General features: G+C 66.9%; 21 protein-coding genes. 8 read left to right on the forward strand and 13 right to left on the reverse strand.

Annotated features, from left to right (window positions below; translation table 11 throughout):
* Positions 1 to 352 precede the first annotated feature (352 nt).
* Genes mltB through GCN74_RS19050 form a run of 5 tightly spaced genes read right to left on the reverse strand, consistent with a single transcriptional unit; the run spans position 353 to position 5409 of the window.
* Positions 353 to 1516 carry a lytic murein transglycosylase B gene (mltB, locus tag GCN74_RS19035; RefSeq protein WP_413541556.1) on the reverse strand — a complete coding sequence of 388 codons (1164 nt, stop codon included), beginning with the start codon at positions 1514 to 1516 and terminating at the stop codon, positions 353 to 355.
* Entirely contained in the window at positions 1507 to 2682 is a 1176-nt protein-coding gene (locus GCN74_RS28810) for a DUF4129 domain-containing transglutaminase family protein (protein WP_193317154.1), read from the reverse strand. Before GCN74_RS28810 ends, mltB begins: the two co-directional genes overlap by 10 nt.
* Positions 2679 to 3518, reverse strand: coding sequence for a DUF3488 domain-containing protein (locus GCN74_RS28815; RefSeq protein WP_193317155.1), 840 nt, complete (start codon positions 3516 to 3518; stop codon positions 2679 to 2681). Before GCN74_RS28815 ends, GCN74_RS28810 begins: the two co-directional genes overlap by 4 nt.
* On the reverse strand, positions 3515 to 4495 hold the full coding sequence (locus GCN74_RS19045; RefSeq protein ID WP_152258124.1) for a DUF58 domain-containing protein: 981 nt from the start codon (positions 4493 to 4495) through the stop codon (positions 3515 to 3517). Before GCN74_RS19045 ends, GCN74_RS28815 begins: the two co-directional genes overlap by 4 nt.
* 5 nt (positions 4496 to 4500) lie before the next feature.
* Entirely contained in the window at positions 4501 to 5409 is a 909-nt protein-coding gene (locus tag GCN74_RS19050; protein ID WP_152258125.1) for an AAA family ATPase, read from the reverse strand.
* Between the two features lie 238 nt (positions 5410 to 5647).
* On the opposite strand from GCN74_RS19050, the gene GCN74_RS19055 reads away from it, so the two are divergent.
* A complete protein-coding gene (locus GCN74_RS19055) occupies positions 5648 to 6574 on the forward strand; it encodes a histone deacetylase family protein (RefSeq protein ID WP_152258126.1) in 927 nt (308 codons plus the stop codon).
* Here GCN74_RS19055 and GCN74_RS19060 read toward each other — a convergent pair whose 3' ends face one another.
* Positions 6575 to 6973, reverse strand: a complete 399-nt coding sequence (locus GCN74_RS19060) for a hypothetical protein (RefSeq protein ID WP_152258127.1) — start codon at positions 6971 to 6973, stop codon at positions 6575 to 6577.
* 162 nt (positions 6974 to 7135) lie between these two features.
* Positions 7136 to 7933: a hypothetical protein gene (locus GCN74_RS19065; RefSeq protein ID WP_152258128.1), complete on the reverse strand. Its 798-nt coding sequence runs from the start codon at positions 7931 to 7933 to the stop codon at positions 7136 to 7138.
* A gap of 200 nt (positions 7934 to 8133) precedes the next feature.
* On the opposite strand from GCN74_RS19065, the gene ylqF reads away from it, so the two are divergent.
* Positions 8134 to 9081 (forward strand): ribosome biogenesis GTPase YlqF, encoded by a 948-nt coding sequence (ylqF, locus tag GCN74_RS19070; protein ID WP_152258129.1) that lies wholly within the window; start codon positions 8134 to 8136, stop codon positions 9079 to 9081.
* Positions 9082 to 9158: 77 nt separating this feature from the next.
* On the opposite strand, the gene GCN74_RS19075 is transcribed toward ylqF, so the two are convergent.
* Positions 9159 to 9989, reverse strand: a complete 831-nt coding sequence (locus GCN74_RS19075) for a DODA-type extradiol aromatic ring-opening family dioxygenase (RefSeq protein ID WP_152258130.1) — start codon at positions 9987 to 9989, stop codon at positions 9159 to 9161.
* Positions 9990 to 10103: 114 nt separating this feature from the next.
* On the opposite strand from GCN74_RS19075, the gene GCN74_RS19080 reads away from it, so the two are divergent.
* On the forward strand, positions 10104 to 10994 hold the full coding sequence (locus tag GCN74_RS19080) for a LysR family transcriptional regulator (protein ID WP_152258131.1): 891 nt from the start codon (positions 10104 to 10106) through the stop codon (positions 10992 to 10994).
* Between the two features lie 160 nt (positions 10995 to 11154).
* Here the strand turns inward: GCN74_RS19080 and GCN74_RS19085 are convergent, their stop codons facing one another.
* Both GCN74_RS19085 and GCN74_RS19090 read right to left on the reverse strand, forming a co-directional pair.
* On the reverse strand, positions 11155 to 12039 hold the full coding sequence (locus GCN74_RS19085; RefSeq protein WP_152258132.1) for a hypothetical protein: 885 nt from the start codon (positions 12037 to 12039) through the stop codon (positions 11155 to 11157).
* Complete coding sequence (locus GCN74_RS19090) at positions 12036 to 14324, reverse strand: M1 family metallopeptidase (protein WP_226939119.1); 2289 nt, start codon at positions 14322 to 14324, stop codon at positions 12036 to 12038. The genes GCN74_RS19085 and GCN74_RS19090 overlap by 4 nt, the downstream gene beginning before the upstream one ends.
* Before the next feature lie 245 nt (positions 14325 to 14569).
* Here GCN74_RS19090 and GCN74_RS19095 point away from each other — a divergent pair, with 245 nt between their 5' ends.
* From GCN74_RS19095 to GCN74_RS19115, 5 genes are all read left to right on the forward strand, one after another.
* Positions 14570 to 16123, forward strand: coding sequence for a TonB-dependent receptor (locus tag GCN74_RS19095; protein WP_152258133.1), 1554 nt, complete (start codon positions 14570 to 14572; stop codon positions 16121 to 16123).
* A 159-nt stretch (positions 16124 to 16282) separates the two neighbouring features.
* Entirely contained in the window at positions 16283 to 16954 is a 672-nt protein-coding gene (locus GCN74_RS19100; RefSeq protein ID WP_152258134.1) for a thiol:disulfide interchange protein DsbA/DsbL, read from the forward strand.
* A gap of 12 nt (positions 16955 to 16966) precedes the next feature.
* On the forward strand, positions 16967 to 17191 hold the full coding sequence (locus GCN74_RS19105) for a hypothetical protein (protein WP_152258135.1): 225 nt from the start codon (positions 16967 to 16969) through the stop codon (positions 17189 to 17191).
* 81 nt (positions 17192 to 17272) lie between these two features.
* Positions 17273 to 18019: an SDR family oxidoreductase gene (locus GCN74_RS19110; RefSeq protein WP_152258136.1), complete on the forward strand. Its 747-nt coding sequence runs from the start codon at positions 17273 to 17275 to the stop codon at positions 18017 to 18019.
* Positions 18020 to 18151: 132 nt separating this feature from the next.
* Complete coding sequence (locus tag GCN74_RS19115; RefSeq protein ID WP_152258137.1) at positions 18152 to 18688, forward strand: ester cyclase; 537 nt, start codon at positions 18152 to 18154, stop codon at positions 18686 to 18688.
* Positions 18689 to 18725: 37 nt separating this feature from the next.
* Here the strand turns inward: GCN74_RS19115 and GCN74_RS19120 are convergent, their stop codons facing one another.
* From GCN74_RS19120 to GCN74_RS19130, 3 genes are read right to left on the reverse strand one after another with little or no spacing between them, the layout of a single operon-like run.
* A complete protein-coding gene (locus GCN74_RS19120; protein WP_152258138.1) occupies positions 18726 to 19619 on the reverse strand; it encodes a LysR substrate-binding domain-containing protein in 894 nt (297 codons plus the stop codon).
* The gene (locus tag GCN74_RS19125) at positions 19616 to 20530 is read right to left on the reverse strand and encodes an efflux RND transporter periplasmic adaptor subunit (protein WP_152258139.1); all 915 of its coding nucleotides are present in this window, start codon (positions 20528 to 20530) and stop codon (positions 19616 to 19618) included. The genes GCN74_RS19120 and GCN74_RS19125 overlap by 4 nt, the downstream gene beginning before the upstream one ends.
* 38 nt (positions 20531 to 20568) lie before the next feature.
* Positions 20569 to 20769: a DUF1656 domain-containing protein gene (locus tag GCN74_RS19130; protein ID WP_152258140.1), complete on the reverse strand. Its 201-nt coding sequence runs from the start codon at positions 20767 to 20769 to the stop codon at positions 20569 to 20571.
* Between the last annotated feature and the right edge of the window lie 164 nt (positions 20770 to 20933).

The following is a 20933-nucleotide window of genomic DNA, read 5'->3' on the forward strand; positions in this document are numbered from 1 at the left end:
AAAGGAACGAATTCACACACGGTACGATCCGGGATACAGTTTTTCATGATATATACACAATTGTACAACAGGATTCAATTTCAGGCCGGAAAGCCTTGTAATCTTGCTTTGTACAAAATAGGTGTTGTCTTGTTGCAACAGCTATTTATTCTTTATTATGCTCTATGATAGAACAAAAATTGTACTTTGACAAAAGTTAAGTATAAAACCATTTCTGTATTCCGTGCCGCACAAAGGCTGGCGAGCGAGGCTGGCACATGTTATCGACCCCACCATAGACCTGTTTGCCGGTCGCTTCAACATCGCTTACGCTTTCTTACAAGTAATATTATAACTTTACACTGACTTTCGGTTAGCGTGCGCGCACTTGGCTGATGGCCTTGCCCAAGTCGATCACTGACATGGCATAAAAATAACTTCTGTTGTACTGAGTTATAGCAAAGAAGTTATTGGTTGCCAAGTGATACTCAGTTGCTTCTGAACCATTTTGTAAATCGATCAAGCCGAACAACATGTTCTGGGGTGTGGCCGACACGGTACTCACGCCGGCCTCCTGCAATTCCGCCAGCCGGTACTTCGCCTGCAAGCCCTGGCCGATGAATTTTTCCCAGGCGCGGCTGGCCGAGACGTTGACGGGATACGTGCTGATGGCCGGGTCGTCGCGCCGCCAGCCGTGTTCGACGAGGAAATGCGCGACGCTGCCGATGGCGTCGGCCGTGGAATTGCGCAGGTCGATGTGACTATCGCCATCGAAGTCCACCGCATATTTCATGATGCTGCTGGGCATGAACTGGGGCAGGCCGATGGCGCCCGCGTAGGAGCCGAGCAGGGTCAGCGGATCGATGCCATCCTTGCGCGCGAACAGCAGCGCGTTTTCCAGTTCCCCCTTGAAAAATTCCATGCGCGCGGCCCGCGTCGGGCTTTCCGGATAGGAAAACGCCAGGGTCGTCAGCGCGTCGAGCACGCGGAAACGGCCCGTGTTGCGTCCGTACACGGTTTCCACGCCGATGATGCCGACGATGATTTCGGCCGGCACGCCATACTCGCGCTCGGCACGGGCCAGCGCCTCGGCATTCTCTTCCCAGAATTTCACGCCCGCATTGATGCGCACGGGCTCGATGAAACGGGCGCTGTACGCCTGCCAGTTCTTCGGCTTGCCCGGCGGCGCCGGCTTCATCAGCTGCACGGTCGACTCGACATAGCGCACCTTGCCGAACAGGGTATCGAGTGCGGCGCGGTCAAAACCATGCTTGGCCGACATGTCGTCGAGGAAGGCGCGGACTTCCTTCCAGTTGGCATAGTCGACAAATTCGCCTTCGAAGTCGAACTTTGCCGGGGCTTTCTTTACGCTTGCCTTGGCGGCCGGCGCCTTGGCCGCGCGCACGGCGCGGGCGCGGTCGGCGGCGGAAATATTGCTGTTCTCGCCCGCATGCGCGGTCGCCAGGCACAGGGGAAGGGAGAGGAACAGGGACAGGGCGGGGTATTTGATCGGTAACAAGGAGCGTCTCATCGGCATTGGGTTAACAGGCGGCGCAAGCTGCGCCGCGCGCGGAGTTGTTCGTCTGGGTTGGCATTACCATACTTCATCGCGGCATAGATTGCCAGAAACTGTGCGATGGATGCGTGCGCTTCGGGTGTGGCCTTGCCGGCGGCCAGGCGCGCAGCATAACCGTGCGGGCCTTCATGCGGCGCACGGCTGTAGCCGCGCAGCGCCTGCTGGCGGCAAAACTGCGCGTACAGAACGTCGAGCGGATCGCCTTGCCGCGCCTGCCGCCACCAGACGAGGGCGCCGGCCATGGCGGACAGCAGGGCCAGCACGGCGCAAGCGCCTGCCAGGGTCGTTGGCGGCAGGTTTTTCAAGCCGTCGAGCATGGCGCGCTGGCGCTGCGGCGTGGTGTCGAGCACCCAGTTGCTCCAGGCGTGCTCGGCCTGCTGCCATTGCTGGCGCCAGGCGGCAATCGCCCCGCTGGCGCCCCCATCGAGGCCGGCCAGCGCGCGCCAGGCCGACAGCGGCGACGGGACCGCCGGCAGGGCCGCGTCGAGATTGCGCTCCGTGCGCAGGGGCGCGACGGCGCTGGTGGGGTCGACGCGCACCCAGCCCCGGCCTGCCAGCCATACTTCGCTCCAGGCATGGGCATCGGACTGGCGCACCGTCAGGCTGGCGCCGTCACTGCTGCGTGCGCCGCCCTGGTAGCCCGTGACGACGCGCGCGGGGATGCCCATGGCGCGCATCAGCACGACGAAGCTGCCCGCGTAATGCTCGCAAAAGCCCGCCTGCGTGGTGAACAGGAAGTCGTCGACGCCATGCTTGCCCAGCAGCGGCGGCTGCAGCGTGTAGCGGAATGGCGCGCGGTGGAAGTGGTCGAGCACGGCGGCGATGGCGGCGGCGGGCGCCAGCGCGTGCGCGCCGCTGCCGCGCAGTGCGCGGGCCCAGGCCACGCTGCGTGGATTGCTGCCAGCGGGCAAGGCCAGCCATGGCTGCTGCCGGGCCACGGACAGGCCCGCCTGCAGCCGGTAGCCGGGCTGGGAACTGGCGCGGTAACGCACGGTCGAAGTAATGGCTTGCGCCGTCAGCACTTCCAGCGCGGACGACACGACATACGGGTTGCCGGGCAAGCGCTCGATGCTGCGCGGCAGGTCGAGCGCGAAGATGCGCCGCTGGCCGCTCGGCTGCAAGGTCACTTCGTATTGGCTGGGCGGGCCTTCCAGCGCGATGTCGATGCGGCTGGCGCGCGCTGGCCCGCACCGCGGCGCGTCCAGGTGGTGCCGTCGTAGTCGCCCAGCACCACGCCGCGCCAGTACAGCTGGTCTTGCGGCGGTATCGGCGTGGAAAAGCGGGCCGTCAAGACGGGCTCGCCCGACAGGGCCAGCGAGGCGATGGCGCCCGGCTGCATGCTGTCGGACAAGCCCGTGCGCGCCTGCGTGCCCTCGTGCGGCGCGCCCCACAGGGGGCCGTCGAGGCGGGGCAAGGCCAGAAACATCACGGCCGACAGGGGGATGGCCAGCGCCAGCATGCGTGCCAGCAAACCCAGGCGTTGCGCCAGGCGGGGCTGCAGCGTGCCGTACTGGGCCGACAGCAGGCCGGCCAGCAGGACGATGACGGTCGCCAGCATCCAGATGGCGCTGAGGATGCCTTGCGCATGGAAAAAGTTCGCCAGGAGCAAAAAGAAACTGAGGAAGACGAAGACGAAGACATCGCGCCGGCCATGCATTTCCAGCGATTTCAAGGCCAGCAGCAGGGCCAGCAGGGCGACGCCCGAATCGCGTCCCAGCACCGTGCCGTAGCTGGCGTAGACGGCGGCGATGCCCAGCAGGGCCAGCGGGGCGAGCACGGCCAGCTGCGGCTGGCGCCGGCCCCGCACGGTCATGCCGGCGCGCCACAGCAGCAGCGCGCCGGCGGCGGCCGACAGCCACGGCGGCAGGTGCAGCGCGTGCGGCGCCAGCACCATGGCGGCGGCCAGCAACAGCAGCAGGATGTCGGCCTTGTCGCGCGGCAAGTTGGCCAGCCATAGCCTCATGCCACGGCCTCATCCGCTGGCAAATCGTGCAGGGCCAGGGCGCGCAGGCAGGCGTCGCGCTGGCTGGCACCCAGGGCCGGCGCCAGCGCCAGCGCGCCCAGGCGCAAGCCGTACGGCTGGCCCGTCCGTTCCGCCTGCAGCACCCAGGCGGCCAGGCGCGACAGGCGCGCTTCCGGCGCCAGCGCGTGCAGCGTGGCGTAGTCCAGCATGATGCTGCCACGGGCTGCGCCCGCCGGTGCATCGGCGCCAGGCTGGAATTGTTTGCTGAACAAATGCACGCCATCCTGGCGGGCGATCTGGCGCCAGGCCAGGCGCCGCAAGGAGTCGCCGGGCTGGTAGGCGCGCACGCCCGCCAGTTCCAGGGCATCGCCGGACGCGCGCGGCTGCTGTGCTGCCTGCCGCACCGCGCCCGCCAGCGAGGGCAACGGTGGCGCATCGGGCTCGGGACGCGGATACACGAGCACGCGCGCCTCGGGTTGCCAATGACACCAGGCAACAAACAGGCCCAGCGGAAAACTGCCGGACAGGCGTACGGCCGGCGCATCGCGCCAGCCCCGCTGCTGCGCGGCAACGCCGATGCTGACGGCCGTGTCACCGTGGGCGGCGATGTCGGCCAGGCTGGGCGCTGCAGCAGAACCGCGGGCGGCCAGGCGGATCGCGTGGCGGGGGCGGGCGCTGCGGTTGATCAGGCGCAAGGTGAAAAAGGCCTGGCTGCCCGCGAACACGGGCTGGCCCGGCGTGGCCGCCAGCGCCAGTCCCGCCAGGTTGCGGCTGGCAAACAGCATGTCGGCGATGGCGCAGGCGGCGGCGAAATACGTGAGCGCATAGCCCAGGCCCAGGCGGTAATTGACGGCGGCGATCCACAGCGCCAGCAGCAGGGCCGCAAACGCCAGGCCCGCGCGCGAGGGACGGATGTGCACGCGCTGCGCGCCCAGCCAGGGGCGCGCCGGCAGCCACGGGTGATCGCGCCAGCGCATGCCGCTCAGACGGGTGTGCTCAACATTAACTGCTGCAGCAAGGTGCGGCTATCCGTCGCGCCTTGGGCCGCATGCAGGCGGTGGGCGCAGACGGGCAGTAGCACGGCTTGCACATCGTCGGGCGTGACGTGGTCGCGTCCGGCCAGGGCGGCCCAGGCGCGCGCCGCCTGCAGCAGGGCCAGCGCGGCGCGCGGGCTGAGGCCGTCGGCAAACACACCGGGCACGCGGGTGGCATGCACGAGGGCCAGCACATAGTCGACGACGGCGGGCGAGGCGTGGATGGCGCGCAGGCTCGCTTGCGCCTGCAGCAATTCCTCCGAATTCATCACGGCCGGCAAGGCCTGCAGCATGGCGCGGCGGTCGGCGCCCAGCAGCAGCGCCCGTTCCGCGGCCGCATCGGGGTAGCCCAGGGTGACGCACATGAGAAAGCGGTCGAGCTGCGATTCGGGCAGGGGGAAGGTGCCCAGCTGGTGCGCGCAGTTTTGCGTGGCGATGACGAAGAACGGCTGCGGCAGCGCCCGCGTGACGCCATCGAGCGTCACTTGCCGCTCCTCCATCGCTTCCAGCAAGCCCGACTGCGTCTTCGGCGTGGCGCGGTTGATTTCGTCGGCCAGCAGCACCTGGGTAAACAGGGGGCCGGGATGGAACAGGAAACTGGCGCTGCCCCGGTCATACACGCTCATGCCGGCCACGTCGGCCGGCAGCAGGTCGCTGGTGAATTGCTGGCGCTTCCATTGCAGGCCCAGCGAGACGGCCAGCGCATGGGCCAGCGTGGTCTTGCCCACGCCGGGCACGTCTTCGATCAGCAGGTGGCCGCCCGCCAGCACGCAGGCAAGGGTCTGGCGGATCTGTAACTGTTTGCCGACGAGAACTTCGCCGATCTGCTGTGCGGCCTGGTGTATTTTCGAAAACATGCTATTTCTATCACAGTACACGGGATTATTTAATTTACAATCGCTTTGGCCAGGTCAAACCACGCCGCCCGCCTGCGCCGCGCACGTGGTAGATTAGTGCCGAGGCAAGGGCGGCACAGACCAGCCAATGATTTTATGCGAGAACGCGCCGGGCAGGCAGGAATGCCGTGCAGTATTCCCCGCGGGCGTTCCCGTGTGGACAGAGAATGGACAGAGACAGAGGTAACCAGTACAGCGCATGAGCACAGCCATTTATACCCATCCCGATTGCCAGCGCCATGAAATGGGCGACTGGCATCCCGAATCGCCGGCCCGCTTGCAGGCCATCAATGATCAACTGATCCTCGCGCACATCAGCGACCTGGTCGAGCACCGCGACGGCGTGCGCGCGCAATTGTCCGATATCGAGCGCAACCACAGCGCCACGGCCATCGGCCTCGTGCGCGACAACGTGCCGCCCGCCGGCGACTACTACCCGCTCGACGGCGACACCCTGCTCAATGCGCACAGCTACAACGCGGCGCTGGCGGCGGCCGGCTCGGCCGTGGCCGCCACGGACGCCGTCATCGATGGCGAGATCAGCAACGCCTTCTGTTCGATCCGCCCGCCCGGCCACCATGCGCGGCCCAGCGAGCCCATGGGCTTCTGCCTGTTCAACAACGTGGCCATCGCCGCCAAGCATGCGCTCGACGTGCGGGGGCTTGAGCGCGTCGCCATCGTCGATTTCGATGTGCATCATGGCAATGGCACGGCCGAATCCGTGGCGCACGATCCCCGCATCCTGATGGTCAGCTTCTTCCAGCACCCGTTTTATCCGTACAGCGATGTCGAGTCCTACACGGACACGCGCGTCAACGTGCCCGTGCCGGCCCGCTCGAAGGGCGACGTGGTGCGCCAGCTGGTGCTCGACCACTGGCTGCCCGCGCTGCACCGGCAGCAGCCGCAGATGATTTTCATTTCCGCCGGTTTCGATGCCCACCGCGAAGACGACGTGGGCGGCATGGGCCTGGTGGAGGCCGACTACACGTGGATGACGCAGCAGATGATGGCCGTGGCCAGCCAGTACGGCAAGGGCCGCATCGTCAGCTGCCTGGAAGGGGGCTACAACCTGTCGTCGCTGGGCCGCAGCGTGGCGGCGCACGTCAAGGCGCTGGCGGAACTGTAGCTACAGCAAACTGGGGCGGCTGCGGGAATTGGTGTGGCGGTGGGTCTGGTAGTCGAGCGTATCGCCGGCCATGAAGCGGCGCCATGCCTGCGTGTAGACGAGCGAAGATTTCTCCGCATCGAAGCTGTCGAGTTGCAGCATGTCGCGGTGGTGCTTGATTTCATTGACCAGCTGGTCATACAGCACTTGCAAGCCATAGCTGTCGGCGCTCTGGCGTTTCAGGCGCTCTTGCAGTTGCGCCACCTGCAGCTGCAACTGCCGGCATTCCTTCTTCAGGTGCGGCACGCTGCCATGGCGCGGCGCGCGCTTGGGCGCCGCCTTGATCTGGCGCGGGCGCCAGCCGGCACGCTCGGTTTCCGTGTGCGGCGCCGGCGTTGCGCCACTGTGTTCCATCGTCATATCGGCCAATCCCCATCGCGTATTTCCCTGCACCTGGCGCTGGCCAGCCCGGAAAATAATTGCTTTTCATTTAAGAGGCGATATTAAAGCATACTTTTTTGTTGCTTGCAGTAAATATAAAAATCCATATGGAAATGCTTGACCTGCTTTCCCGGGCCCGCATCACTGCAGCAGCGCCCCCTTCATGGGGGCGGCGGGGGGCGCGCCGGCCATGTTGCCATCCTCGGCGTAAGTGAGGGTCAGCAGGGTATTGTCGTCCCAGTTCCCGTCATGCAGGGGCGGCACGTAGCGCTGGCGGTCTTCCGTCACCCGGATGTCCATCGTGCGCTCGCCCGAGCGCGCCTGCACGGCCTGCAGCTTGCGGAACACGGGGTAGGGCACGTGGATCAGCGACGAGTGGCATGGTCCGCCCGCCAGGCGGAACAGGTTGCGCCGGACAAAGGACAGCTCATCCTGCTCGACGGCCCAGCGGATTTCGCATTCCAGGCGCAAGTCGCCCAGGCGGCGCACGTTCTGGGGCAGGCCCGGCGTGTGGATATCGGCGCGCCAGCGCAAGGTGGCGCGCCGCTTGTTGCTGACCAGGTCGGCATTCGCATCGTAGGCGGTCTTGTCGCGCGTCAAGGTGAAGCCCCCATCGGCCGCCAGCGGCACGGGGATGGACAGATTGTCGGCCGACAGGTGCAGGGTCACGCCATCGAGCCTGGCCTTGGGCGTGGCGGGAATCAGCATGAAGCGCAGCGGCGCGCCTGGCGCCAGGCGCTGGTGGTCGGCATACGCGTCGAGTCCCTTGAGCATGGTGCGGTAGGGCCGCAGGTCGGGGTCGCGCGTGCTTTGCACGTCGACGATTTGCTGCATTTCCTGGCTGGCCGGATCGCCTGGTGCCGCCGCTTGTTCCTGGGCCAGGGCGGGCAGCAGGCAGGTGCAAAGGGCGGCGACGAGGGAGAAACGGGAAAGATGCATGGAATGCGTGCCAGGTTAAGCTTGCAATGGAGGAACCGGCCAGGCTGGACGGACTGCGGATCTTATCATTCATGTAACTGCTAAATTATCACCAATTGTCTCGTCCGCGTCGCACGGCTGGCGCCGGCGGCGGAAAATGCGACGTCGTGGCGGCAACCACGTAAAATAGCGGATTGACTGAACGAACTGAAAGCAAGAGCATGGCGATACAATGGTACCCAGGACACATGAACGCGGCCCGCAAGAAAGCGGCCGAGACCATGGAAAACACCGACCTGGTGATTGAAGTGGTGGACGCGCGCCTGCCGGCAGCCAGCTGCAATCCCATGGTGGACGAGTTGCGCCTGTTCCGCCAGCGCCCTTGCCTGAAGATCCTCAACAAGACCGACCTGGCCGATCCTGCCGCCACGGCCGCCTGGGTCGCCTATTTCAACGCCCAGGAAGGCGTGACCGCGTATGCGATGACGACCAAGAAGCCGGGCGACGTGGCGCGCATCCCGGAACTGGCGAAATCGCTGGCGCCGCACCGCGGCGTGCCGACGAAGCCGCTGCGCATCATGATCATGGGCATTCCCAACGTGGGCAAGTCGACCCTGATGAACGCGCTGCTGAAAAAGCGCGTGGCCAAGGTGGGTGACGAGCCGGCCGTCACCAAGATGCAGCAAAAGCTGTATCTGGACAAGAACACCATCCTCGTCGACACGCCCGGCATGCTGTGGCCGAAGATCGCCATCCCCAGCGACGGCCTGATGCTGGCAGCCAGCCACGCCATCGGCTCGAACGCGCTGATCGAGGAAGAAGTGGCCGTGTTCCTGGCCGAGGAATTGCTCAAGCGCTACCCGGACTTGCTGGCGGCCCGCTATGGCACCAAGGTCGATGAAGTCGACGCCATCGGCGTGGTCGAAGGCATCGCCGCCAAGCGCGGTTTCCGCATCAAGGGCGGCGACTACGATTTCGAGAAAGCCTCGCATACCCTGCTGCTCGACTACCGCAGCGGCATCCTGGGACGCATCTCGCTGGAAACGCCGGACACGCGCGCAGCCCTGCTGGCCCAGCACGCGGCCGAGATGGCGGAAAAAGCGGCCAGGGCAGCGGAGATCGCGGCCGAAAAGGCCAGGAATGCGGCGCGCGGCAAGCGCGGCACGTAAGTAAAAAAAGCCGCTAGTTAGCGGCTTTTTTTAATTCTGGGGTCAGACCCCCGATGGCGTTGGCGTTGAGCCAGCCGTTAGCGGTGTTGAGGGTCTGACCCCATACCCCCAAACCTGAAACTGGTCACCGCCAGCGCGCCAAAGAAATCTTCCTCGTGGTACACCACGTGCGCCGCTTCCTGCTCCGCCGCGCCCAGCGCCACCATCAGCGGCAGCAAATGGTCTTCCTGCGGATGGGCCTGGCGCGCGCCGGGCGCCCGCTCCCAGGCCAGCAACTGTTCCAGCCGCTGCTGCGGCGGCAGGGCCATGGCCTGGCGCAGCCAGGCGTCGAACTGGTGCGAGGCGACGGCGCCCGCCTGGCCGAACTGGCGCAGGTTGTGATAGGACAGGCCGCTGCCGACGATCAGCACGCCCTGCCGGCGCAAGCCGGCCAGCGCGCGGCCCACCTCGACGTGCGTGAGCGGATCGTAGCCGTGCTTGAGCGACAGCTGCACCAGCGGCACGTCCGCCTGCGGGTAGATGGGAAACAGGGCGCTGAAGGTGCCGTGGTCGAAACCCCGCTCGTGGTCGAGGCGGGCCGGATGGCCTGCCGCGTCGAGCAACTGTTTGACCTGCGCCGCCAGTTCCGGCGCGCCCGGTGCCGGGTACTGGATTTGATAGGTGTGCGGCGGGAAGCCCGAATAATCGTAGATCATGCCCGGCCGGGGGCTGGCCGAGACGAGGAACTGCGGCCCTTCCCAGTGCGCCGTGACGACCAGCACGGCTTTCGGGCGCGCGCCGATCTGGTGCGGAATATCCTGCAGCGACGCTTCGAGCACGTCGTAGCGGCCGCCGAACTGGTCTTTCATGAACGGCCACGGGCCGCCGCCGTGCGACAGGAAATACGTGGGGAAAGTGTGCTCTTGCATGGCGGCTCCTGGGGGAATGGCTAACGATGGAACCATGATAGTCATGCGCAGTCAGTTGATCAAGATCGCAATTATTGATATATCATTTCCATTTTGTTGATGATCGGAGCGTGCATGGATACCTTGCGCAGCATGCGCGTGTTTCGCGCCGTGGTAGAGCTGGACAGTTTCGTGCGCGCCAGCGAGCGCCTCGGTCTGTCGCCGGCCATGGTCAGCAAGCATGTGATGCACCTGGAGCGCCACCTGGGCGCGCGCCTGCTGAACCGCAGCAGCCGCCACCTGAGCCTGACGGAAATCGGCAAGGTGTATTTTGAACAGTGCCGCGACATGCTCGACAATCTCGACGAGGTGGAAGCGACCGTGGGCCGCACGACGGTGGTGCCGCGCGGCATGCTGCGCCTGAGCGCACCCGTCTGGTTCGCCAACACCATCTTCACGCGCACCCTGGCGGCCTACCGCGAACGCTTTCCGGAAGTGACCTTCGACATCGACTTGAGCGGGAGGGTGGTCAACCTGGTGGAAGAGGGCTTCGACCTGGCCCTGCGCGTGAGCCAGGCCCAATCGCCGGCCCTGATCGCGCGGCCCGTCGGCAGCATCGCCTTTCACCTGGTGGCCGCGCCCGCCTACCTGGCGCGCGCGGGCCATCCGCACCTGCCGCAAGACTTGGCGCAGCACGCCATGATCAGCTATTCCTTGTTGTCGAATGGAAATGAGCTGGACTTCGACGGGCCGCAGGGGCGCGAGACGGTGAAGTTCTCGCCCGTCTTGCAATGCAATAACGAAAGCCTGCTGCACGCGGCCGCGCTCGACGGCATGGGCATCGCCCTGCTGCCGTCGTGGCAGACGGATGCGGACCTGGCGGCGGGGCGCCTGGTGCGCCTCTTCGACGATTACCGGCTGGCGGGCGGCAAGGTGTACGCCGTGTACACGAGCCGCCGCTATCTGTCGTCGAAAGTGCGCACCTTCATCGACTTCCTGGCCGATGAAGGGCGCCTGGGGGCTTGACTAAGTACTCCCCAATAAATTATTTTGATTTCTGACTTCCATACCCGGCGCTCTGCGGCGTTGCCCACTGCTAGCAGTGCTCGCACTGCGTCGCAGCGGGCGCCTTGCATAGCATCCGGCTCTGTTCGTCATAATTTCACAATAATTTCCTGAGGATTACTTACACCAGCGAGCGCCTGACGTCGATCAGCGCGAACAGGCGCGCGCTGCGCATCCACGCCAGCACCAGCGCCGCCAGCTGCGTCGCCAGCAAGCCGGCCGCGATGGCCAGCGGGCCGGGCGCGGCCAGGTTCAGGCGCGCCACGCCCAGCAGCGCGTACAGCGCCAGTCCCAGCAAGGTGATGACGAGGTAGATGGACAGGCTGGCCAGCGGACGCCGGCGCAGCATGCCCAGTCCCCGCCACCAGGCCTTGACGGCCGACGTGCGGCGCCGGTCGACGGCCAGCGCCGCGCGGCCGGCGTCGAGCGTGGCGCAGGCCAGCAGGAACAGCAGGCCCGTGAGCAGCAAGGCCAGGTGGCGGGCCAGGTCGGCGTCCGCTTCCAGGATGGCCTTTGCCGCGTGCTTGTCGGCCAGTTTCAGCGCGCCGGCGCCGATCGCCAGCGCCACGCCCAGCGGTACGATGCTCCACAGCAGCATGCGCAGCATGCGGCCGTATTCGCTGAAGGCGCCCGTCAGCAGGGGACCGAAGCCGGGTGGCGCGGGCGCGCGCGCGGCCGTGACCACCAGGCCGCTCAGCAGCGGCGACAGCAGCAAGGTCAGGACGATGCCGGCGATGGCGGCCTGGCTGATGGCGGCGCCGTTGCGTCCCGTGTTGGCCACCAGGTCGGCCAGGGTCATCAGGTCGAGCCGGTGCGCCAGGGCAGCCGCATGCACGGCGTTATCGAGGCTGGCGCTCAGCGTGCGCCAGAGGGGAATGACGGCAACGATGGCGGGGATCAGCAGCAGGCCCGCCCACAGCAGCAGCAAGCGCCATTGCAGGGCGGCGCGGCTGGCGCGCGTGGTCAGGGTCAGGCCGCTGGCCCGTGTCGTGGAAGTGGCGCTCATACGGTGGCAATCAGGGAAAGGAGGTATTGGAAGACGGCGGCGAGGTCGAAGCTCCAGCGCCGCGCGGCCGAGGTATCGGCCTTCAGGGTGCGGCTGTCATCGAGCTTGTTGACGTCGAGGTAGTGCACGCGGTCGGGATCGAGTTCGGCCGAGACGGCCTTCACGGGCTTGCTCCAGGTGTAGCGCTGCCACAGCTGCTCGTTATCCCACACCACGCGTTCGGAACTGCCGTCGGCAAATTTCACCAGCAGCACCTGCGGCACGGGTGCGCCGCGGCGGCGCAGCACCACGCTGGTCAGGTAGGGATAGGGGCCCGTGCCGGGCTTGGCGTCCGGGTGCGCCTTGTCCCACGCCTCGCGCACTTTTTTCTCCTCTTTTTCCAGCGCATCGGCCGTGTGTTCCACGCGCTTGCCGTCGACCAGCGCCATGCCGGCCAGCGGGGTCTGCTCTTCGCTGGTGAAGGTGCCGATGCGGTCGTCGATGTTCGCGCTGGCATAGACCTGCTGCGCGAAGACCTGTTCCACGATGCGGCGCTGGCCCGTCGCCTCGGCCAGCGCTTCGCGCAGGTCGGCCACGCTGGGGTGGCGGAATTTCCACTGTTCGTAATACGCCTTGAAGCCCCGTTCCATGGCTTCGCTGCCGATGCGCGCTTCCAGGTCGCGCATGGTGACGGCCGTGCGGCTGTAGACGGGGCCCACGCCCTGCAGGCGGTCCCAGGCGTTCTGGCCCAGCGGGTCGGCCGCATCCTGGCGCGGTGCGGCCAGGCGCTCGAATTCGAAGACCTTGAACGCGGGATCGAAGCCCAGGCGCTTGAGCAGGGGCGTGGTGGCGTGGATATCCTGGCCGCGCGCGCGCAGCATGCGCTGGTCCCAGTACTCGTTCAAGCCTTCGTCGAGGAGGGGTTCCTCGAATTCGTTCGAGGCCAGGATGCCGTAGAAATAGCCATGGCCGAATTCGTGGATGGTGACGAAATCAAGGCCGAATTCGGGAATGGTCTTCGGCTGCAGGTTGGCGTAGCTCGAGGCCGTGATGAAGGTCGGGTATTCCATGCCGCCCGCTTCGGCCGCATTAAACGGCGGAATCACCACCGTCAGGGTCTTGTACGGATACGGGCCCAGGGTGCGCGAGAAATACGTGAGCGAGTCCTTGGCCGCCTGCAGCGCGGGCGCCGCGTTGGACGCGTATTCGGGCGGGTACAGCACCTTGATGGCTACCGGCGGGCTGCCCGGGCCGCTCCAGCTGCCCAGCAGGGGCTGGGCGCTGCGCTTGTCGGCCGTCCAGGCGAAATCGTGCACGTCGCCCTGCACATAGTGATGCGTGAGCATGCCGTTCTTTTCCTGCGGCACGCCTTGCAGCTCGCCCGTGGCGCCCACCGTGTACTCCTTGGGCACGGTCAGCTTCACGTCATAGTTGCCGAAATCGGCGTAGAACTCCGAATTGAGGTGAAATTCATGCGCGTTCCAGCGCGGCGCGGTGGCGCCCCGTTCGCCGGGCAGTTCCAGCACGGCGATCTTGGGGAACCACTGGCCCACCAGGTGGAAGCTGCCGAAATAGCCGGTGCGCGCGATGACGCGCGGCAGCTGGTCGAAGAAGCGGATGTCGAGCGTCGTCTCGGCGCCCGGCGCGACGGCCTGCGGCAGGTCGACGCGCACGACGGTGCGGTCGGTGGCAGGGCCGTTGTCGGGCTGGACGAAGTGCCAGGGCGCCCTGGCGCCGTTCTGCGTCATGCTGCGCAGTTCGATGTAGCCCCACTCGCCGTCGCGCGTGGCGACGCCCGAACGGAAGCCCGTATCGAGCTTGCGCTTCTCGGTAAAGAAGGTCGAATGTTCGCCTTCAAACGCATTCAGGTACAGGTGCAGGTACACGCTGCTGACGGCTTGCGCGCTGCGGTTGCGCCAGCGCAGTTTCTGCTGGCCGTCGATGGTGTGCTTGACGGGATCGAGCGTCGCTTCGATCCGGTAATCGACCACGCGGTCCGACAGGGTCGCTTGCGCACCCGTGCGGGCACCGCCCCAGGCATTGCTGGCGCTGGGCGTGGTGACGGCGGACGCGTGCGGCGAGGCCAGGGCGATGCCGTCGGCGGCCGGCGCCAGCGGGACGGCCGCGCTGGCCTGCCTGCCCTGGCCCGGCTGGGCGAACAGGTCCGCCTGCAGGGCCAGGCCGGCCAGCAGCAAGGCGGCGATGGAGAGGGCTTTGAGCTTGCCCGAAATGGGGAAAAAACCAATGCTGCGGCGCGTGCCGCGGGGACTTGGCGGCCCCCGGCGCGTTGTGCTACGACTTTCCATGCGTGACTCCCACAGTGACTTCTTATTGTTGATTTTTAAATGCAGTCGGCTGCGCCCAGGATCGCCGGGCGCACCTTAATATACCTACAAAAATGCCAAATCACCAATAAAATATTGGCATAAGGAAAGTACCGTCGGGCTGTTGCTTGCGGCGCCGCGCGCCGTGCGTATAATGATTCGCTTTTGCCATCCCTCCGTCCCGCTACCGTGCGTCCGCGCCGCGGTGGCGCAGCCAGCTTTCCGCCATGATGCCTGCCACTTCCGTCCTGACCATCGCCACGCGCACCTTGCTGCTGTGCGCCCTGGCCATGCCGGCGCACGCGCAGGAAGCCGCAGCGCCGCCGGTGCCGCCGTCCGTCACGCATGGCGACTTTTCCACGGAACTGGGGCAGGGCGGCCAGCACAGCGTGCGCGGCGCCCTGACGCACGACCAGGGCGGCATGTCGCTCGACGTGGCCGTCGACGGGCAGCGCAACGGCAATTACCGCGATGGCAGCGTGTTTCACCAGCACGGCTTCAGCGGCGGCGCGGAATGGAAGGGGCGGCAGGGGCGCTTCGGCTTCAGTGCCGACCAGCTGAACCAGGACACCCGCTATCCGGCGCCCGAGGCGCCGTTCCTGGCCCTGCTGGCGGCGCGCCCGGAAGACCTGTACCGCTATGAAGTGCGGCGCGCCAGCGCCTTCGTGCAGCGCTATGTGGGCAATTTCGAGCTGGGCGTGGAACTGTCGCAGCGGGAAAAGCATGCCACGGCCCGCTATGCGGGGGAGGAGGGTAGCAGCGAATCGACGTACAGCAGCCGCCGCCGGCAACTGGCGCCCCGCGTGCGCCATTACGGCAAGGTGGGCGGCGTGGGCACGGACACGGAAGTGGGCCTGGACCTGATGCAGTGGGAGCGGCGCTCGGGCCGCGCGGCGCCGGGCCGCGATGGCGATGGCCAGCGCCGCCAGTATTCGCGCGCGCTGCTGCTGCGCGAAGAGCTGGCCTTCGGCGGCGCGTATGCGCCGCGCCTGCTGCTGGGCCTGCGGCACGAACAGTTCCAGCTCGATCCGGCCGACATGCCCGCCGGCGGCAGCGACTGGGAAAACCAGAACGCCTGGGACGTGCAGGGCAGCTTGCAGCTGCGCCCGCAACTGAGCGTGTACGCCAAGGCGGGGCGCAGCTACCGCATCGACGACGACGGCTATACCCGCGCCGGCTACCGCCCCCTGGCGGGACAGCTGCGGCGCGAAACGGAAGTGGGCGCCACCTTCGGCGACGCGGTGCGCAGCGCCTCCGTGCGCGTCTTCAGCGAGCGCCTGAGCAACCAGATCGTCTTCGACCAGAGCCTGGGCCAGCTGGGCTTTGCGGGCAATCTCGACCCTTCGCGCCGCGACGGCATCGCCGTCGAAGCGAGCATGGCGCTGGCGCGCGACTGGCGCCTCGACGGGCAGCTGCGGCAAGTGCATGCGCGCTATGACGATTACGCGTACGACGGCCCGGACATCGCCCTCGTGCCCAAGACCCTGGCCAGCCTGCGCCTGTACTGGACGGGGCCGGCCGGCGCCAGTGCCGACATGGGCGTGCAATGGCTGCGCGCCCTGCGCTATGGCCAGGATTTCGACAACAGCTGCCTGGCGCAAGTGCCCGCGTTCGCCACCGTGGACGGGCGCTACGTGCGCAAGCTGGGGGCCTGGGAGCTGGAACTGGCCGGCAGCAACCTGGCCAACCGCCGCCATTACGGCGACGCGCCGGGCTGCCGCTCCAGCATTTACCTGAAGGACGCGCGCCAGCTGCGCGTGTCGGCGCGCTACCATTTCTGAGGCGCGCACGGCGCCGGCCGGCGCCGGCGCTTAAGACCGGCTTAATCGGGCGCAAACAGTGCCGGGAAACGCGCCTTTTTTCTGCCTGCAACCCGGTGGAGCGCACGAAAAAGTGTTAATCTCGCCCCGTTCACGACCACTTTATGATGAAGGATTATTATGCGTTTTCTGCGTTTCTTGCGTCCCCTGCTCGCCGCCGTCACCCTGGTAGCGGCCACCGGCGGCGCCATGGCGGCCGATACCGGCTTTACCACGCTTCCCTCGCCAGTGCGCACGGACACGGGCAAGAAGGTGGAAGTGGTGGAGTACTTCATGTATTCCTGCCCGCATTGCTATGCGCTCGATCCGCTGATGCACGACTGGGTCAAGAAGCAGGGCGACAAGATCGCCTTCCGCCGCATCCACCTGGCCTTCTCCGGCCCGAAGGATCCGCAGGCACACGCGTATGCCACGCTGGAGGCGATGGGCCAGCTGGACCAGTTCCACGACAAGATCTTCCGCGCCATCCACGTCGAGCGCAACCGCCTGAACCGCGATGACGCCATCCTCGACCTGCTGGTGAAGAACGGCATCGACAAGGCGAAGTACCTGGACATGTTCAACTCGTTCGGCGTGCAGACCAAGCTGAAACGCAATGAGCAGCTGATCGCCGCCAGCAAGATCGACAGCGCGCCGACCATCGTCATCGATGGCCGCTTCGTCACGTCGCCGGCGCAGCTGTCCCGTCCGGGCCAGTCCGAGCCGCAGACCCAGGCCGCGACCCTGCGCGTGATGGATGACCTGGTGGCGCGCGTCCTGAAAGAGCGCGCCCCGGCGCCAGCGAAGAAGTAAGCGGAGAACGCGATGAAACAGCTGCCCTGGACTTTGTGCGCGCTGGCCCTGGCCCTCGTGGCCTGGCTGGCGATTGCCGTCGTCAACGTGGAAAACCAGCGCAATGCGCTGGCCAGCAAGGCTTGCGTGGACCCCGCGTTCAAGAACGAGGTCGACGCGAAATGCCTGGCGTCCGTGCAGTCGCGCGAGCACTGGTGGCAGCATCTGACGTACGCCATGACGCATTTCAGGAACTGAATGCGCTTGCACGAAAAACCCGCCGCGCGCGGGTTTTTTTTCGTCCGCGTATGATGAAGCCACAACCATCCGGGAGGGACGATGAAGGAAGTGATCTTGATTACGGGCGGCAGCCGCGGCATCGGCGCGGCGACGGCCCTGCTGGCGGCGCGCCAGGGCTACGCCGTCTGCATCAATTATGTGCGCGATGCGCAGGCGGCGGAGGCGCTGTGCGCGCGCATCGCCTCCGAGGGCGGCGATGCGATCGCCGTGCAGGCCGACGTGGGCGAGGAAGCCGACGTGCAGCGCCTGTTCGGCGAAGTCGATGCGCGCCTGGGAACGCTCACGGCGCTGGTCAACAATGTGGGCGTGCTGGAGCAGAAATGCCGGCTCGCCGACATTTCCGTGCAGCGTCTCGAGCGCGTGCTGCGCACCAACGTGATCAGCTATTTCCTGTGCTGCCAGCAGGCGGTGCGGCGCATGTCGACGGCGAACGGGGGACAGGGCGGGCGCATCGTGAACGTCTCGTCGGCCGCCGCGCGCCTGGGCTCCCCGGGCGAATACATCGACTACGCGGCCTCGAAGGGCGCCGTCGATACCTTGACCCTGGGCCTGGCGAAGGAAGTGGCGGCCGAAGGCATCCGCGTCAACGGCGTGCGGCCCGGCATCATCTACACGGACATCCACGCTTCGGGCGGCGAGCCGGGCCGGGTGGCGCGCCTGGCGTCCGGCGTGCCCATGCAGCGGGGCGGACAGCCCGAAGAAATCGCCGACGCCATCCTGTACCTGCTGGGGCCGGGGGCGAGCTATGTGACGGGCAGCCTCCTCGACGTGGCGGGCGGCCGCTGATTTTCAACGCATTTTCAACTGCTGCAAGCAGCTGATTCAAGCGCGGGGCCAATTATCAGGCAGGGCAAGCGAGTCCAGAATGGCGGAGTGCCCCATGCAGCAGGCACGCCGATCAACCCACCTGGATTCCTTATGCCCGCACCTGTTCTTGCCCCCGCCATCCTGGCCCTGTCCCTGCTGGCCGCCGCGCCCGCCCGATCCGCCACGCACCTGCCCATGCCGGCCCACCTGGCCGGCGCCGGCGCCACGGACAAGGTGGCGCTGGCGGCGCGCCGCTATGCCGCCTTCTGGCAGAGCGGCGATCCCGCCCTGGCGCGCCTGGCGCTGGCCGATGATTTTATCGACCGCACCCTGCCAGCAGGCCGTCCGCAGGGACTGGCCGGCCCGCTGCAGGCGTCGCAGGTGTTTCACGCGGCCGTGCCTGACTTGCAGGTGGCCATCGAGGAAATGCTGGTGGCGGGAAACCGGGTCAGCCTGCGCCTGCATTTCACGGGCCGCTTCACGGGCGTCTTCCCCACGCCGCAGGGCGAGTTGCGCGGCCAGGGGCAGGCCATCGATTTCCATGCGTTCGACCTGTACCAGGTCGATGCGCAGGGACGCATCAGCGACAACTGGCACCTGGAAGACAATCTGGCCCTGCTGCGCCAGCTGGGCGTGCTGGCGCCTTGACGGCGGCCGCCTAGCGCTGCGCCGGCAGGGACGCGAACTACTGCAGCAGGAAGTCGACCAGCAGGGCGACGCGGGGCGGCTGGAAGCGGCTGCGCCGGTACAGCAGGTTCAGGGGAACGCTGTCGCCGAAGTACTCGTCGAGCACCGTTTGCAGGCGTCCCGCGCGCAGGTCGTCGCCGATGTCGAGCAGGGATTTGCAGGCATAGCCATGGCCGGCCACGGCCCAGCGGCGGATGATTTCGCCATCGTTGCTGTGCCAGGCTCCCTGCAGGCGCAGGCTGCGGCGCTTGCCATCCTCGCGGTAGCGCCACTCCTGCGGCGCGCCGTCGTTCCCCGTCAGTACCAGGGCAGGCAGCCGCGCCAGGTCGCCCGGCGTGGCCGGCAATCCCACCCTGGCGGCCAGCGCGGGAGATACGCACACGACGCGCCGGCCCGCATGCAGCAGGCGCGCCACCATGTCGCTGTCGGGCAGCTCGCCGTAGCGGATGGCCAGGTCGATGTCGTCCTGCACCAGGTTGGCCGTGGCGTCGCTCAGGGTCAGCGCATGGCGCACCTGCGGGTGCAGCGCGGCAAAGCGGTCGAGCATGGGCAGCAGCAGCTGGCGGCCGATGTCGGACGGCGCCGAGATGCGCACCACGCCGCGCACGGCGCCGCCGCCCGCCTGCAAGCCGTCTTCCGCCTGCGCCAGCAAGTCCAGCGCCTGCTCGCCGTAGTGGCGGTAGTGCCGGCCTTCTTCCGTCAGGCGCAGCTGGCGCGTCGTGCGTTCGAACAGGGTGGCGCCCAGCGACGCTTCCAGGCGCGCGATGGCGGCGCTGGCGGCGGCCGGCGACAGGCCGTGCTTGCGGCCGGCGGCGGAAAAGCTGCCCAGCGCCGCGGCGTCGAGGAACACGGAGATTTCCGCCAGGCGTCCCGCGCCGCCGCTACGGCTCATGCGGGATGCGCGGCGGCCGGCTTGGCGGCCGGCGCGGGCGATGCAGGGGCAGCGGAATGGGGCGTGATCACCACGGTGCACGTGGTGCCGGCCACCAGCAGCTGTCCCTTCGGCTGCTCGTCGATGTGGATGCGCACGGGCACGCGCTGCGCCAGGCGCACCCAGTTGAAGGTGGGATTGACGTCGGCCAGCAGTTCGCGGCCCGTGGCGGCGTCGCGGTCGGTGATGCCGCGCGCGATGCTCTCGATGTGGCCGTGCAGGGTGCCACCGCTCATCAAATTCATTTCCGCCTTGTCGTCCTGCGCCAGCATGCCCAGCTTGGTCTCTTCGAAGTAGCCGACCACGTAGTACGAGGCGCTGTCGATGACGGCCAGCTTGGCCGCGCCGACGGCGGCGAAGTCGCCCTTGTGCACGTTCAGGTTCGTCACGTAGCCGCTGACGGGGGCGCGCACGGTGGTGCGTTCCAGGTTTAACTGCGCCAGCGTGCGGGCGGCCAGCGCCGCCTGCACTTGCGACGAGGCCGAACTGGCGGCAAACGCGGCGCTTTCGCGGCTTTCCGTGGAGATGATGCTGGCGTCGAGATTGGCGCGGCGCTGCGCTTCCTTGCCGCGGCGTCCCTGCTCCGTCCTTTGCGTGGCCAGCACGGCGTCGGCCTGCGCCAGCGCGCTCGCATAGCGCTCCCGGTCGACGACGAACAGCACGTCGCCCTTTTGCACAACCTGGTTGTCGCGCACCAGCACGTCCGTGACGGTGCCGGCCACGTCGGCGCTGATGTTGACGATGTCGGCCTTGATGCGGCCGTCGCGCGTCCATGGCGATTCCATGTAGCGGTCCCAGACGGTCTTGCCTATCCACAGGGCTGCGGCCAGGAGCAGCAAGGTGATGGCATAGCGGGTCAGTTTGGTTACCATGTCGGCAGCCCTTCCTTGATCAGATTGAACAGTTTTTTTTATTTGTACAGCGAGAGCGCCAGCGTGCCGAAGATGGCGATGAAGATGCACAGCCGCGCCAGCGACGGGTGCCACACCATGCGGTACACGCCCAGCCAGCCCAGCAGGCGGTCGAGCAGGGTCTGCAGGCCGATGCTGAGAATGAACAGGGGCAGCAGGGTGGGAATCAGTATGCCGAACAGGGCGAATTCACGGGGCATGGTGGTCTCCGGCGCCGGGCGCCATTTGGTCGAGTAATGAGGTGTAGATCGAATGCAGGTCGGCCAGCGCCGTCTGCAGGCGCACGTCGCGCTCGGGCGGCGTGTCGCTGGCGGCCTGGGCCGCGCGCACCACGGCGCCCGCCTGCAGGGTGGCGGCCAGGGCC

This window comes from Janthinobacterium sp. FT14W, assembly GCF_009208755.1.
Taxonomy (GTDB): domain Bacteria; phylum Pseudomonadota; class Gammaproteobacteria; order Burkholderiales; family Burkholderiaceae_D; genus Janthinobacterium; species Janthinobacterium violaceinigrum.